This window comes from Streptomyces sp. NPDC028419, assembly GCF_055565515.1.
On record NZ_JBVHUE010000008.1, the window covers coordinates 140376 to 155358 of the forward strand.

Annotated in this window: 13 protein-coding genes and 1 pseudogene; 7 read left to right on the plus strand and 7 right to left on the minus strand. The window is 73.9% G+C overall.

Translation table 11 applies throughout. The features are described 5' to 3' along the window. Positions 1-10 precede the first annotated feature (10 nt). Positions 11-1447: an amidase gene (locus ACZ4UB_RS12255; RefSeq protein ID WP_468070062.1), complete on the minus strand. Its 1437-nt coding sequence runs from the start codon at positions 1445-1447 to the stop codon at positions 11-13. Between the two features lie 148 nt (positions 1448-1595). Here ACZ4UB_RS12255 and ACZ4UB_RS12260 point away from each other — a divergent pair, with 148 nt between their 5' ends. Next, positions 1596-2189, plus strand: coding sequence for a TetR/AcrR family transcriptional regulator (locus ACZ4UB_RS12260; RefSeq protein WP_468070063.1), 594 nt, complete (start codon positions 1596-1598; stop codon positions 2187-2189). Between the two features lie 21 nt (positions 2190-2210). On the opposite strand, the gene ACZ4UB_RS12265 is transcribed toward ACZ4UB_RS12260, so the two are convergent. After that, entirely contained in the window at positions 2211-2726 is a 516-nt protein-coding gene (locus ACZ4UB_RS12265) for a putative immunity protein (protein ID WP_468070064.1), read from the minus strand. Next, the gene (locus tag ACZ4UB_RS12270; RefSeq protein ID WP_468070065.1) at positions 2723-3283 is read right to left on the minus strand and encodes a putative immunity protein; all 561 of its coding nucleotides are present in this window, start codon (positions 3281-3283) and stop codon (positions 2723-2725) included. The genes ACZ4UB_RS12265 and ACZ4UB_RS12270 overlap by 4 nt, the downstream gene beginning before the upstream one ends. Before the next feature lie 88 nt (positions 3284-3371). Between ACZ4UB_RS12270 and ACZ4UB_RS12275 the strand changes: the two genes are divergently transcribed. From ACZ4UB_RS12275 to ACZ4UB_RS12285, 3 genes are all read left to right on the plus strand, one after another. Further along, positions 3372-4076 carry a MerR family transcriptional regulator gene (locus ACZ4UB_RS12275; protein WP_468070066.1) on the plus strand — a complete coding sequence of 235 codons (705 nt, stop codon included), beginning with the start codon at positions 3372-3374 and terminating at the stop codon, positions 4074-4076. A 65-nt stretch (positions 4077-4141) separates the two neighbouring features. Continuing rightward, positions 4142-5677: a UvrD-helicase domain-containing protein gene (locus ACZ4UB_RS12280; protein ID WP_468070067.1), complete on the plus strand. Its 1536-nt coding sequence runs from the start codon at positions 4142-4144 to the stop codon at positions 5675-5677. Further along, complete coding sequence (locus tag ACZ4UB_RS12285; protein WP_468070068.1) at positions 5678-6238, plus strand: 3'-5' exonuclease; 561 nt, start codon at positions 5678-5680, stop codon at positions 6236-6238. A 25-nt stretch (positions 6239-6263) separates the two neighbouring features. Here the strand turns inward: ACZ4UB_RS12285 and ACZ4UB_RS12290 are convergent, their stop codons facing one another. Further along, complete coding sequence (locus ACZ4UB_RS12290) at positions 6264-7727, minus strand: hypothetical protein (RefSeq protein WP_468070069.1); 1464 nt, start codon at positions 7725-7727, stop codon at positions 6264-6266. A gap of 634 nt (positions 7728-8361) precedes the next feature. Between ACZ4UB_RS12290 and ACZ4UB_RS12295 the strand changes: the two are divergent. Next, a pseudogene (locus ACZ4UB_RS12295) lies at positions 8362-8830 on the plus strand (cobalamin biosynthesis protein CobW); the annotation flags it as partial. 215 nt (positions 8831-9045) lie between these two features. Here the strand turns inward: ACZ4UB_RS12295 and ACZ4UB_RS12300 are convergent. The 3 genes from ACZ4UB_RS12300 to ACZ4UB_RS12310 form a co-directional block, all read right to left on the minus strand. Next, positions 9046-10302: a S1 RNA-binding domain-containing protein gene (locus tag ACZ4UB_RS12300; protein ID WP_468070070.1), complete on the minus strand. Its 1257-nt coding sequence runs from the start codon at positions 10300-10302 to the stop codon at positions 9046-9048. 110 nt (positions 10303-10412) lie between these two features. Then, positions 10413-11849, minus strand: coding sequence for a glycoside hydrolase family 43 protein (locus ACZ4UB_RS12305; protein WP_468070071.1), 1437 nt, complete (start codon positions 11847-11849; stop codon positions 10413-10415). Positions 11850-12100: 251 nt separating this feature from the next. Beyond that, complete coding sequence (locus tag ACZ4UB_RS12310; protein WP_468070072.1) at positions 12101-12712, minus strand: hypothetical protein; 612 nt, start codon at positions 12710-12712, stop codon at positions 12101-12103. Between the two features lie 136 nt (positions 12713-12848). Here ACZ4UB_RS12310 and ACZ4UB_RS12315 point away from each other — a divergent pair, with 136 nt between their 5' ends. After that, complete coding sequence (locus tag ACZ4UB_RS12315) at positions 12849-13526, plus strand: response regulator transcription factor (protein ID WP_354381645.1); 678 nt, start codon at positions 12849-12851, stop codon at positions 13524-13526. Positions 13527-13554: 28 nt separating this feature from the next. After that, positions 13555-14979 carry a sensor histidine kinase gene (locus ACZ4UB_RS12320; protein ID WP_468070073.1) on the plus strand — a complete coding sequence of 475 codons (1425 nt, stop codon included), beginning with the start codon at positions 13555-13557 and terminating at the stop codon, positions 14977-14979. Positions 14980-14983 lie beyond the last annotated feature (4 nt).

A 14983-nucleotide genomic window follows, 5' to 3' on the forward strand; every position in this document is an offset into this window, starting at 1 on the left:
ACGCTCGGGACTATCCGAGCGTCGGCGTCGGCGTCGTGCGCGGGTCGACGGGCGTGAGGACGCCGAGCCGGTCCTCGATCGCCCGGGCCGCGCCCAGGCACAGGTCCTCCCGGAACGCGCGGCCGACGACCTGCACCCCGCAGGGGAGCCCTTCGACCAGTCCCGTCGGCACGGCCACGGCGGGAACGCCCACGAAGCTGGTCACGGTGCACAGGCGCATGGCCGACCCGACCCGGTCCCGCCCCGCCCGATCGCGTGACTCCAGCCCCGGCTCGACCGGTGGCTCGGTGAAGACCGGGCCGAGCAACAGCGGGTACGCGTCGAGGAATTCGGCCCATGAGCGGCGGATGCTCAGCCAGGTGCCCATCAGCTTCACGAGTTCGGCCGCGCTCGCGGGCGGGGTCCGTTCCATCATCATCGCGATGTAGCGGTCGCCGCCGCTGCCGAGCAGCGTGCGCACCACCGGCCAGGACGGGGCGAACTCGGTCACCGTGATCCGGCCGTACGCCTCCAGGGCCTCGTCCAGCCGCGGTACGTCCGCCACCTCGCGTACGTCGTAGCCGGCGTCCCGAAGCGCGTCGGCCGCGGTCGTGACCGCAGCCCGCACCGTGGGGTGGACGCCGTGTCCGCCGGGATCGGCGACGACCGCGACCTTCACGCGTCCGGGGAGCGGCGGGCCGTACGCGGGCACCGGCACGGCGCGCGGGTCGCGCGGGTCCGTGCCCGCCAGTACCTCGTAGGCGAGTCGGAGATCGTCCACGGTGCGGGCCAAGGGGCCGTCCGTGACGAGCAGTTGGGAGGCCGGTCCGGGATCGTCCGGGCCGAGCACGCGGTGATCGGCGGGGAAGCGGCCCGTCGACGGTTTCAGCCCGGCCACACCGCAGAACTGGGCCGGGACGCGCACCGATCCGCCGGAGTCGTTGCCCAGCCCGAGCGCCGCCATGCCGGTGGCCACGGCCACCGCGTCGCCCCCGCTGGAGCCGCCAGGGGTGCGGCCGCGGTCCCACGGGTTGACCGTGTCGCCGAACAGCTCGCTGCGCGTGTGCATCCCCGCCAGGATCAGGGTGGGAACGTTGCTGTGCCCGATGGGGATCGCCCCCGCCGCGCGCAGCCGTGCCACCGGGAGCGCGTCGGCCGGCGCCACCAGATCGCGGAAGCGCTTCACGCCGAAGGTGGTCGGCACGCCCTCGATCGGGGTGCTCTCCTTCACCGTGAACGGTACGCCCGCCAGCGGTCCCAGCTCCTCACCGGCCGCCCGCCGACGGTCCAGCTGCGCCGCGGTCGCACGCGCGCGCTCGGCCAGGAGCTGCGTGACCGCGTTCACCCGCGGGTTGACCTCGCCGATCCGGTCCAGATGGCTGTCGACCACTTCGACGGCCGAGACGTCCGCGCTGCGCACGGCTTCCGCCTGAGCGGCGGCCGACATCTTCCACAGGGCTTCCCGCATGGCCCTTCCCTCCCGGTCTCGTTCCGATGCGCTTGCATCGGAACCCCACCGTACCCCTGGAACCGATGCGAGCGCATCGCATAAAGTGCTGTCGCGGCGGAGCGCCGTGGGAACTGTGGGGAACTGCGGGGGAAAGGCGGGGTCGGGCATGCCCAGGCAGGTGGATCACGAAGGGCGGCGGCGCCTCATCGCCGAGGCCGTCAGTCGGCTCGCCGACGAACGCGGGCTGGAGGGCGTGACCCTTCGCGACGTCGCGGCCCGCGCACAGGTGTCGATGGGCGCCGTCCAGCGCTGCTTCCGCACCAAGGAAGAGATGCTCGTGTTCGCGCTCGGACACATCAGCGAGCAGATCATGGAGCGCGTACGGGCCCGCCTCCTCGCGAGCCCGGCCCAGTCGGCCGCAACCGCCCTCGGGCACGCGGCCACGGAGATCGCACTGCTCAGGGAGGAGCACCGGACCGAGGCCAGGGTCTGGCTCGCCTTCGTCGCGCAGGCCGCCGTCAGCGAGGTGCTCGCGCACACGCTGAAGGCGAACTACTCGGCCCTGTACGAGGCGTTCACCCGCCTCATCGAGGAAGCCGGCCAGGACACCGACGGCGCCGCGACCCTCGATCCGCGGCGCGAGGCCCGCACCCTCATCGCCCTCGCGGACGGCCTCACCACGCACGTCCTCATCGGCAACGTCACCCCCCGCGAGGCCGAGGAGGTCCTGCACGCCCACCTGGCCGCCCTCTGGGGCTGAGCCGTAAGGGGTGTGACCGCTTTAGCAGTCGAAGACCGACCAGCAGATGTCGTTGCGCAGGCGCTGGTCGTCGAGCACGAGGTCGCGGATGGCCGCCGGGAGCTGCTCGCGCTGCCAGCGGCATTCGCGCCGCGCGGCGGCCGCGCCCTCCCCCGCCGGTACCGAGGCGCGCACGGCCTTGATCGCGTAGGCGGCCGCGCCCAGCTCGTGCGCGGCCACGTGGGCGACGGCCCCGGCCTGGCCGGCGGCGTACGCGGCGTGCCGGGCCGGCCCGCGCAGGTCCCGGGCCGCGCCCATCGCATGGCCGCCCGCCGCGCGCGCCCGCATCATCTTGACCTCGCCGCGCACCCAGGCCCGTGCGTGCTCGATGGCGTGGCGGGGGCGCGGGTCCTCGGGCCTGACCGACTCGAAGAGGTCGAGGACGTGCTCCGCACACGCGGCGGCCCACAGGGCGAGCAGGTGGTGGTCGGCGTCGGTGAGGGTCCCGCCGCGGCGGAGCGTCACGAATCGGGGGTCGCGCACGGTCGGCAGGATCATGACGCCGACCCCCGCGCGCGCAGCGACTGGTCCAGCGCGCTCATCAGCACGGCGACCCGGCCGCCGGTGGCCGGCGCGGCCGGGTAGCGGCGCAACACGTCGATCAGCAACGGCGTCGCGCGCCGGCGCGACCGCTCCAGTAGGGCGTCCCCGATCGCAGGGTCGCCGCCGGCCTCCAGCTCCCCGACGCGTGCGGCGTTCGCACAGGCCCGCAGGATGTGGCCGACCTGGCCGGCCCTGGCGATGGGGTGCAAGTACGCGGCCGCCGCGGCGTCACCGGCGGAGCGTGCGGCCAGCCGCGAGGCTTCGGTAGGGGCGGACCGGGCCGCGCGATGGGCGTCGACGGCGGCGGTGCGTTGCAGAGCCGTCCTCCTGGCGCCGTTGACGAAGACCCGGGCGGCCTCGATGGCCGCGCGGGGTCGCGGATCATCGGGAACCGCCTGCTCGAAGGTCGACAGGACGTCCTGCGCGTGCCGCATCGCGTAGTGCGCCACGACGCGCAGCTCGTCCATCGTCAGGTCGAAGTCACCCGACACCGTGTGCGTGCTCTGTGTCATGCCTCTGGATCGTATCCTTGAACGCCCGGTGGAGACTTTTGCGGCCCAAGCCGCATGAACAGGGTCCCAACCCTCAAGTGGAGGTCACATGCGACCCGTGGACCTGGCCCGTCGGCACGGCCTCTCCACGCAGGCGGTCCGCAACTACGAGGACGCCGGCATCATCGCGCCGGCGCGCCGGAGCCCGGCGGGGTACCGGGACTACACCGCCGTTCACGCCGCCGGCCTCGCGGCCCACCTGGCGCTCGTCCCCGCCTTCGGCCACTCGACCGGTCGGCGCATCATGCGGGCCGTCACCGCCGGCCGGCTCGACGAAGCGCTGGAGCACGTCGACGCCGGGCACGCGCTCCTGGCACGCGACCGCGCCACGCTACGGGCCGTCGAAGCGGGTCTCCCGCACCTCGCGGCGGCCACCGAGGAAGCGGCGGCCCGCAGGCGCGCGCTGTACAGCATCGGAGAACTCGCCCGCCACCTCGCGCTCGACCCGGCCACCCTGCGCGGCTGGCAGCGGGCCGGAATCCTCACCCCACCCCGTGACGCGCGCACCGGACACCGCCAGTACCTCGCACGGGACGTGCGCGACGCCGAGCTGGCGCACCTGCTGCGCAGGGGAGGCCAGCCCCTGGGAGCCATCGCCACGATCCTCGGAGAACTCCGCGACGCCGGCGGCCTCGACGCGCTGAGCGCGAGCCTCGGACGGTGGCAGCGCGAACTCACCTCGCGCGGCGTGGCCCAGCTGTACGCCGCCGGTCGACTCGCCGCGTACATCGACGCCCTGGACCAGGAAGGTTGAGGCGCCCTGCCGCTCGGGTCGGGTCGCGTCCTATGCTCGCTACTCCGCGTACGAGGGGGGCCGGTATGGGGACGGACGGGGCGGTACCGCAGCGGGCGCAGGAGGCACGGCGGCAGGAGCGGTTGCTCCGCGAGCACTGGCAGGCCGCCCGCCGGCAGGCCCTGCGGTGGACCGCGGTCGGAGAGGCCGAACAGCGGGTCATCGCACAGCTGTTGGTGCTGACCGCGCGCGGGTGGCGCCTGCTCGTCAACCGCCGATGGACCGGGACCGGGGCCGGCACTGGGGCCGGAAGCCGGAGCGGGTCCGGTGCCGGGGCGCGGACGATCGGTGCGGACGTGCTGCTGGTGGGACCCGGCGGCGTCTTCGTCATCGACGTCAGGGCCGGCGGGGAGCCGGGCGACGGTCCGGCGGCCGAGTTGCTCGCCGCCACGAAGGCCACCGAGAGCGCGGTGGCGTCCCTGGGGATGTCGCCCGTGGCGATCCAGCCGCTCATGGTGTTCGCCGGGCGACGCGTCGACGCGGACCACGGTCGGATACGGCTCCTGGGCGAACACGAGGTCGGACGCGTGCTGTTGTCGCAACCGCACCGCTTGCGGGCGGCCTCGATCCGGGCGATCGCCGATCACCTGGAGCGGCTGCTCCCCGACCACGCGGGGGCGGCGGTCGACCGGGCGGTGCCCCCGGCCGTGACGCCCCGGGGTGGGCAACCGGGCGTAGCGGAGGGCCTGTTCGACCTCGGCGGACTGCGTGACGCGGCCCTGAAGGGGGCGATGAGGGCGCCGATCGAGCAGTGGATGACCTTCCTCCACCCCGATCAGGTGGCGCTGGTACGTCGGAACTGGGCGGGCCCGGCCCGCATCAGCGGCCCGGCGGGCACCGGCAAGACGGTCGTGGCCCTGCACCGCGCGGCCCACCTGGCCAGGCGCACGACCGGCCGCGTCCTGTACGTCACCTTCGCCAACAACCTGCCCCGCGTGCAGCACACCTTCCTGGGCACCATGGCCCCCTCCGTGTCCGACCGGGTGGAGTTCCGCAGCCTCCACTCCTGGGCCCAGGAGTTCCTGCACCAGCGGGGCGTGCCGGTGCGGCTGCACGGGGACAAGGCGCAGACCGCCTTCAGCCTCGCCTGGAAGCACGTGGGCCGCGGGAGTCGACTCGCCGCGCTCGATCCGGACCCCACGTACTGGCGCGAAGAGATCGACTACGTCATCAAGGGCCGGGGCCTGAACCGATTCGAGGAGTACGCGACCGTCCCCAGGCGACGCCGGCGCGCGAGCCTCAACCGGACGCAGCGTCAGTCGGTGTGGGAGCTCTACGAGGCCTACGAAGCGCTGCGCGCCGAGCGCGGTGTCCACGACTTCAACGACGTCCTCTCCCTGGCCCTGGCCGAAGCCTCGCTCCCGCGCGAACGGCCCCCGTACGCGGCCGTGATCGTGGACGAGGTCCAGGACCTCACCCTGGTCGGCGTGCTCCTCCTGCACGCGCTGGTCGGGGACGCGCCCAACGGTCTGCTGCTCGTCGGCGACGGCCAACAGACCGTGTACCCGGGCGGCTTCCGCCTCACCGACGCGGGCATCGACATCCGCGGCGACCGCGGCTAGGTGCTGCGCACCAACTACCGCAACAGCGAACAGATCCTGGACGCGGCCCTCGCCGTCGTGGCCGACGACACCTTCGAGGACCTCGACGGCCTGCGCACACCGGGGCGCCGCGACGTGGACCTCACCTACCACGACGGGGACGTCGTACGCGTGGTCGCGCCGTCGACGGACGCCCACGACGGGCAACTCCTGGACGCCCTGCGCTCCTTGCCCCTCGGCGCGCTCGCCGACACCGCGCTGCTGTGTCCCACGGTGCGCGCCGTCGGCCACTACCAGCGGCTGCTCGCGCGGGCCGGCATCGCGGTGTGCCCGCTGGAGAGCTACGACGGCCGGCCCGTCGACGCGGTGAAGGTGGGCACCTACCGCAGGGCCAAGGGGCTGGAGTTCAAGAACGTCTTCCTGCCCCGCCACGATGACCAGGGCGCGCCCGGGCCGCCGACCGGGCCCGGATCGCGGACGGCCGAGACGGCCCGGGAGCGCGCGGAACTCCTGCGCAGCAGGCTCTTCGTGGCCATGACCCGGGCCCGTGACCTCTTGTGGCTCGGCAGCGTCACCGGGTGACGGCCCGTCGGCCCCGTCGGTCCCGTCAGCGCTTGGAGATGCGGACCACTCCGGTCTCGGTGCCCTGGTAGAGGGTGCCGTCCGGGGCGGCCGTCCCGCGCATCTGGAGCGGGTTGTAGACCAGCCCGATGCCCAGGAAGGAGCTGCTGAGCTGGGCGCCGGTCGCCGGGTCGAGCACCGAGTGGTGGTACTGGGCGAAGGTGTTCAGGCCGGCGCTGCCGGTCGGCCCGGTCACCGAGACGGTGTAGATCTTTCCGTCGGCCAGGGAGAGGCGGGGCAACGCCGCCGACTTCACCGCGCTGTTCCACACCACCGAGCAGCCCGTTCCCTCGGCGTTGACGTCGATCCGGCTGAGGCCGCCGTCGAAGCCGGCGGAGGCGGGCTGGCTCGCCGGAGCGCCCGCGGGCAGGGCCGGATACGGGTATCCGTAGGTGTTGGTGACGAAGACGCTGCGGCCGGTCGCGATGACCGCGTCCTCGGTGCCGCTGCGGGCGTACTGGGTGAGCACGGGGATCCGGCAGATCGGCTCCGGGCCGCCGGCGACCCGGTACACGAGGAGGTTCCCGTGCGGGGCGGCGTTGTCGACGATGGCGACGTACTCGGTGCCGTCGCCCGGTCCGAAGAAGCTCGGGGTGGTGCCGGTGCCCCAGCTGAGCTGGCCGGGCTTGCGGGCCGGCCCGCGGTCGTAGGGCGTACGCCGGTCCACGACGGGGGTGCCGTCGGGGGCGGCCGACAGGAGGTAGAGGGCGTGGTCGGTGGCCACCGCGGTGTGGCCGGGCACGGTGGAGATGCTGTTCTGGACGCCCTCGCCGGTGCTGATGCCGCGCACCGTCCCGCTGATCTCGTCGACGGTCCCGATCACGCCGCCGCTGGTGGCGAACCAGACCCTGCCGTCCCAATCGGGGGTCAGGCCGACGATGTTGTCCCCGGCGGGGACGGTGTCGCCGAGGGGGGTGGACCGGTCGACCTTGAGCGCCCAGCCGTCGGCGGACCGGTGGTGGCCGATGCGCAGGAGGTTGTCGTTCCCGTCGACGACGACCAGGCGGTCCTCGTTGTCGAGGTAGGCGTACACGCCACCGAACAGGCTGCCCTTGGGGAGCGCGAGGGAGGCGAGGTCCGCCCCGGCGGCGGGGTCGAGCAGGTGCGCCGTCGGCGTCTGGCCGAAGATGGTCGTGCAGAGGGCGACCACGTAGCCGTCGCCGCCCACGACCACGGTGGGGCACGCCGAAGCCAGCGCCGTGCGGCTGTAGTCGATGCCGGACGTCCCGGGCCCGGGGTAGGACGTGGTGCCGCTGGAGGCGGTGTCGCCGTGCATGGTGGCCGCGCCGTTGGCGGCGGTGAACGGGTTCTGCGGCGCCTGCGGTCCGTAGGGGGAAGCCGGGGCGGCGGCGGAGGCGGGTGCTCCGCCCAGCGCCGCGGCGCCGAGGGCCACGGCGAGGGAGACGGCGAGAGCGGTGAGGCGCCCGCCCGCGGGCAGGGAGAACGGCATCAGGGGTCCTTGTGGCTGGAGGGGGAGTGGCGGGAGAAGCGGCGGAGCGCGACGTGGGGCGGGGCCGGTGGGCGCCGCGTGACGTGCGCTCGCCGTGGCGCCGCGGGGTCGGCCGGGGCGATGGGGCCGGCCGGCGCGGCGGCTGCCGATGGGGCGGCCCGGACCGTGGTTCCGGGTGGCGGTTGCTCCTCGGAACGGCTCTGACGGCGACGCTATCCGCTGCCCGCGCGATCCGGATCTTTCCGCGGCCGCCGGTCATGGCATGTTCACGCAGTTCACGTTGCCGCAGCACGGCGGCAACACGCAGGGGCCGGACAGGCATCCGCCGCTCCAGCGACAAGACGGTCGACTGGGAGGACGGCCACACCTACCCGGTGGTCGACGTGGCGATCTCCTCCGCGAGCCACCCCTTCTCCCCGGTCACAGCACTAGGGCGTGTTTCGAAAGTAGCGCCGGGCGCCCGAAGGGCGCGGCTCGCGGCGTCTGGTGCCGTGCATCGCAAGGCGGAGGATCGCCCGCCTACTGGACGTAATCGGGCGTTCCGACAACGCCGCGAGGTGCGGTACCAAGCGTCGCGAGCCCGGGGGCACCTCCCAGCGGTAGCTGGGGGAGGGACTTTCGAAACACGCCCTAGGCGCGCAACGAGGTCGTCGAGCGGCTCCTGCGCGCGGTATCGGGGAGCGTGGCCTTACACCACGCCCGCCCTGAGCGGGGCGTCCGACGGCGCCGTGGTCCGCGTGCTCCGCGAGGCCCGGGGCACCCCCTCCCGCGCCGAGCCCCCGCCGGTCAACGACCGCGCGTGCTGCACCCTGCGCGAGGACCTGGTCCCGCGGTGGGAGCGGATGGCGGACGGCGGTGCGACCCGGCTCGTGGTGGTCGAGCTGTGGGACCCGGTCGAGCCGAAGGCCGTGGCCGAGGTCATCGCCGGGCGCGGCGGGGACCGGCTGGTCCTGACCAGCGTGATCACCGCCGTGGACCCCGCGCTCGTCCTGCCCGTCCTCGCCAACGGGGACGACCTGGTGGCCGCGGGCCTCGCGGCGGCCCCCACCGACCGGCGCACGATCGGGGACACCTGGGCCCGACAGCTGGAGTACGCGCCGGTCCGCGCCCGCGTCGAGGGTGACGCGGACGCCTACGGGGATGCCGAAGGGGCCGACGTCGAGGCCGCGGCCGCCGCCCAGCACCCGGCGTGTCCTGCGTCGCCGCGCGCGCAGCCGCGGCCGGCGGCGCGCTCTCCAGGGAGAGCGCCGGTCCCTGGTCCTCGACACGGGTCGAACGCCGCCGGGCCGAGCCGCGCGGAGGCCGACGTCCATGATCCTCAGGGCGAGGGGGTCGCCGACCCGGAGGGATCCGGCAGCAGTCGCTTCAACGACAGCGATACGCGCTCCCTCGACAGGTCGACGTCGAGGATCTCGGCCGTGACCCGCTGTCCGATGTCGAGGAGGTCGCGGGGGTGCTCGACGCGGTGCCAGGAGAGCTCCGGGAGGTTGATCATCGCCGTGAAGCCCCCGATGTCCACGAAGGTCACGCCGAAGTCGGGCATCGCGACGACGGTGCCCGTACAGATCTGCCCGCGCCGGAGCGTGGTGAGGAAGGCCCAGTTCCGGTCGCTCGGTGTCGCCGGCGTCCTCCACCGGGCGCGCAGGACGCCGTCGGCGTCGGGCAACACGCCGGCGAGCAGCGGCCGGCGCTCATCGCCGTACGGGACGAGGGCCGCGGCCGCCCGGGCACCTGCCATGCGGGAGGCCAACGCCGGGTAGTCGCACGCGTCGACCTCCGTGCTGGCGATCGCCCCGTCCTCGTCCTCCCACACGAATTCCACCGCGTCGGGCGGCAGCGCCGCGAGGACCGCCGCCACGTCCGTCGACAGGTCCGGCCACACGGTCAGCCGGGAGCGCGGGGCGAGCCGGGCGCGTACCGGATCCAGGGTGTCCCGGGTGAGGCGGTGCCAGCGGGCGGCGTTGTAGACGAACCCTTCCTCCAGCACCACGGCATGCCAGGTGGCGACGAGCCGGCGCACGTGGTCCCAGAAGTCCTCGTCGGCGGGCCGCTGTACGCCCGGTTCGTCGCTCTCGTCCTCGTCGGGGTGGAAACGGTCCATCCGTTCCGGGAAGAGCCCGAGCGCCCGGGTGCGGGCGACCGCCCCCGCGCAGGGCCGGTCGCTGCTCACGTAGACGTACTGGTCCCAGTCGACGTGCACGGCGAAGCGACCCTCCACCTCCAGGGCGCACCAGGCACCGCTGCCGCGGAGCATGACCCGGACCAGCTCCAGGCCGACGGAGAGGGGTACCTCCGCGCCGTCGTGGAACCCGCTGAGGTCGGGCGGGAAGAGCCCGGCGAGGCCGTGCCCCTCCTCGGTCGGGGCCGGGCCGAAGTGGACGGAGCCGGAGATCCCCGGACCGCGTACGGTCAGCCGGTCGACGCCGGTGTCCTCGGCGAAGGCGGCGACCGCCCGCAGATAGGCCGCCTCCACCGGACCGTGGTCGCTCTCCGGCTCCTCGGCGCCGGTGTAGCAGCCGCCCTCGTCACGGTCGGCGGGGTCGTACTTGGTGATGCGGTGGACGAAAGACGGCACTCTGCTCCCTGACCGTGGTCGATGCGACCGCGGCGGTCGATCGCATCGACGGGAGTCTAGACCGAGCGGCAGAGGGCGGGCGGGGCTGCCGGTCGGGCCGGCCGGTCGGGTCAGCCGGTCACGCGGAAGGTGGCGTCGGCGCGTCCTGTCGCGGTGGTGATCGGGTCCAGCCGCAACGCGTAGGCGTAGTGGCGGATGTAGTGGTCGGGGTGGTTGAACGACTGGAAGGAAGACCAGCTCGCGTCGGCGAGTCCGGGGACCTGGCGGAAGGTGGCGTCCGCGGCGAACTGGGCGGTGCCGTCGTCGTAGGCGAGCTGGACGTCGTACTGGGAGTGCCGCAGGAAGTGTCCGGGGAAGTTCACCGACTCGAAGGAGACGGTGCCGGTGCCCGCGAGGCCGGGCCGCAGCCGGAACCGGGAGTCGTCGGCGGGGCTGATGTCCGGGTCGATGCGCACGTCCATGTCGGCGTGCCGTACGTACCGGTCCGGAAAGTTGAACGACTGGAGCCGGTTGGCGGCGGTGTGGGGCCAGCGGGCGAGCACGCGGCGCTCCTCGGCGGCCGTCAGGTTCAGGATCCATCCGTGCCGCTTCTTCGTGCCGCCCATGCTGTAGCTGCCCGGGGCCTGCTTCTGGTAGGTGGCGGGATCGGACGGGTCGGTCGTCACGACCGGCATGTAGCCCCCGTTCGTGGCGTACTGGTCGAGGTAGAGGCCCCATTTGTTGGTGCCGTTGAACTTCATCCACATCGGGCCCTCGACCATCGACCCGGTCAGACCGATGCCGGAGAGGTTACCGAGCGTCGTCCACGTGCCGAGGATCGAGTCGCTGCCCTCGAGGGTGATCTGGCCGTCGCCGGAGGCCCGCACGTAGCGGTAGTCGCCGACGCCCGACGGGACCTCGATGATCTGCGTGTCGATGATCTCCTGGGCGCCGGGGCGCTCGATGTAGACCTGCGGGGTGGTGACGGTGCGGAAGTCGCGGGTACGGGCGTAGAAGATGCGATGCTTCGTCACGCCGTTGAGGGGCACGTTCGTCGCCCAGTACAGGACGTAGTCGTTGGTCTGCGGGTCCCATATCGCCTCCGGTGCCCACGCGTTGCGTCCGTCGGGGATCGCGCCGGCGACGTTCAGCAGCCACGGCTGCGACCAGGTGACCAGGTCCGTCGACTCCCAGACCACGAGGTTGCGGCTCCCGTTGTTGATGGAGTCCCCCCACGACTGCCCGCAGCCGATGCACAAGTCGGTCGCGACGATCCAGTACTTGCCGCCGTCGGGGGATCTCACCAGTGCGGGGTCGCGCACGCCCTTGGTGCCGACCGGGGAACGCAGGACCGTCCCGCCGCCGTTGAGGTCGTTCCAGTGCACACCGTCCGTGCTGTGCGAGAGGTACATCTGCTGGCCCGTCGACCCCTCCCCGGTGAAGTGCACCATCAGGTAGCCCGGGTCGGCGGCGGCGGCCCGCTGGGGTGTGGCCATCACGGTCAGACCCGCGAGGAGGAGGCATACGGCGAGCAGCGTCGCCGACAGCCTTGCGCGAAGCGCGGACATGGACATCTCCTGTCGTTCCGGGGGTGGCGCTGTAGCTGGACCGTTGCCGCACGACCGTGAAGGGGGTGGTGGCAACTCGCCCACTGGGAATTGTTAACGCTCACAATCTGGTGGGCAAGAGGCAGGCGCGCAGATCCGGTGACAGGGGTTCGAGACAGGGGGTTCGAGACAGGGGGTTCGAGACAGTGATGCGAGGCGGCGGTTCGAGGCGGCGGCTCGAGGCCGCCGCCACACCGCACCGCCCGCTCCGGCTACCGGACGCCGGCCGTGGTGTTGCCGGTGACCGTGCCGTCGGTGCCCGACAGGGTGACGCGGTGGCGGACGCCGTCCGGACCGAGGACCACGGCCAGCCACGCGCTGCCGCCGGCGTCCTGGCCGATGACGCGCAGGCTCTCGACCTTGCCGCCGCTCACCGCCGCGGCAGCCTTGTCCGCGGCCTGGGAGAGCGGCAGGGCCGGCAGCGGCGCGGGCGCCGTCCGGGGGCCCGGGCCGTACGGGGCCCCGTCGCCCGGTTGACCCCAGCCGCCCCCGCCGCGCTGCTGGCCCTGGCCGTGCACGCCCGCACGGTGCCCGTCCTGGCCGCCGCGGACGCCGGGACCGCGCCCCTCGCCGTTCTCGTGGCCCGAGCCCGCGCGGACGGCGAGGGCCCTGCCGTCGTGCTCGTGGTGGTGCTCCGCCACGGCCACGGCCGCCACCCCGCCGCCCACGAGGACCACGACGGCGCCCACGGCCGCCAGGCGGGCACCGCGCCGCCGGGGCACCAGGCGGCCCACGCCCCGGCGCACCCTGCCACCGCCCCCGGGGGCAGCTGCGGGCCGCTCGGGCTGTGCGGGCTGTTCGGACTGCGGGAAGGCTTCAGACATAGTGGTGCTCCTCATGCGCAACCGGGCACCGCACCCGGCTCGGTGCAGAGCATGGGGCGTGGAAGCTGAAGCCCGGCTGAAGGCGGCTGAAGCCCTCTTCAGCCGGGCGCCGAAGCGGACTGCGATCCTGGGCGGCATGCGCGTACTGCTGGTGGAGGACGAACGGCGGCTGGCCCTGGCCCTACAGCGGGGGCTCCAGGCCGAGGGGTTCGTGGTGGACGTGGCCCACGACGGGCCGCAGGGCCTGTGGATGGCCACCGAACACGACTACGACCTGATCGTGCTCGACATCATGCTGCCCGGCCTGAACGGCTACCGGGTCTGCGCACGCCTGCGCGCGGCCGGCAACGAGTCGGGCATCTTGATGCTCACGGCCAAGGACGGCGAATACGACGAGGCGGAGGCCCTGGACACGGGGGCCGACGACTTCCTCTCCAAGCCGTTCTCCTACCTCGTCCTGGTCGCCCGGCTCCGCGCCCTGGGGCGGCGCACGGGGCGCAGGCGCCCGCAGGTCACGACCCTGGGCGACCTGGTCCTGGATCCGGCCCGGCACGCGTGTTCGCGGGGCGGCACGGAGATCAGGCTGACGGCGCGGGAGTTCGCGGTGCTGGAGTACCTGGCCCGGCACGCCGGTGAGGTGGTGCCCAAGCGGGAGATCCTCGAGCAGGTGTGGGACAGCGCCTTCGAGGGCGACCCGAACGTGGTCGAGGTCCACATCAGCGCGGTGCGCCGCAAGATCGACGCCCCCTTCGGCCGGGCCGCGCTGGAGACCGTACGCGGTGCGGGCTACCGACTGGCGGCCGACGGTGGCTGACCCCGCGGCCCGGCCCCGCCTGCCCCGCATGTCCCGTCCGCCCCGCCCGTTCGGTTCGCCGCGCCTGCGCCGTCTGCTGCGCCCGCTGTGGCCCACCACGGTCCGGGCCCGCGCCACCGTGGGCGCCTGCGCCGTCGTCGCGGCCGCCCTGGCGATCGCCTCGTACACGCTGCTCGGGCTCCTCGGCGCCAACCTGCTGCGCAATGCCGAGGACGACGCCGAGCAGCAGGCCCTCACCGTCGCGCAGCTCGCCGCCGACGGGAAGCTGGACCGGGTCCGGCCGCCCGCGCACGGCGCCGACTTCGTCCAGGTGGTGGGCGCGGACGGCCAGGTCCTGCTCGCCAGCCCGAACCTGGCCAGGACGCCGGCGATCCGCGCCGCCAGGCCGCAGCGCCCGGGGACGCTCTTCCACACCTGGAAGGTGCGCCCGCTCGGCGGCGAGCACCGCCAGCGGGTCGTCCAGATCACCACGGACACCCCGCAGGGCCTGGTCACCGTCTACGCGGGCACCTCCCTGCGCGACGTCGACGCGGCCGACGACACGACCACGGCCGCCCTCGTCATCGGATGCCCCCTCCTGCTCGCCACCGTCGGCCTGGTCACCTGGCGGGTGACCGGTCGGGCGCTCCGACCGGTCGAGGCGATGCGCGCCGAGGTCGCCGAGATCACCGACCGGGACCTGCACCGCCGGGTCCCCGTGCCGCCCACCCGTGACGAGGTCGCCCGCCTGGCGCAGACCATGAACGCCACGCTGGACCGGTTGGAGTCCTCCGGGGCCCGCCAGCGCCAGTTCATCGCCGACGCCTCGCACGAACTGCGCAGCCCGATCACGGTCTTGCGCACCCAGCTGGAGGTGGCCCTGGCCGTTCGGGACCCGGAGCTGTGGCCCGAGCTGATCAGCGGGGCCCTCGAAGACATCGAGCGGTTGCAGCGGCTCGCCGTCGACCTCCTGCTGCTCGCCCGCATCGACGCGGCGCAGCCGGTGCCGGCTGTCCGACTGGACCTGACCGCCCTGGTGGGCGAGGCGACGACGGCACGCCGGGGCGACCGCGTGCCCGTGCGCACGCACCTGGCGGAAGGGGTCGAGGTGGCCGGCAGCGAGCTGTGGCTCACCCGGGTCGTCACCAACCTGCTCGACAACGCGCAGCGGTTCGCCGACCGGCAGGTGGAGGTGGTCCTGCGGACGGACGACGGGCTGCCGGGGCCGACCGCCGTGCTGGAGGTCCTCGACGACGGCCCGGGGATCCCTCCGGGCGACCGGGAGCGGGTCTTCGAGCGCTTCACGCGCCTCGACGACGCGCGCAGCCGCGATCACGGCGGGGCGGGCCTGGGGCTCGCCATCGCGCGCGACGTGACCGCACACCACTGCGGGACCCTGACCGCGCAGGACGCGCCGCGGGGCGCCCGCTTCGTCGTCCGGCTGCCCCTCGCCCCCCGACCGCCCCGCACGTGAGCCC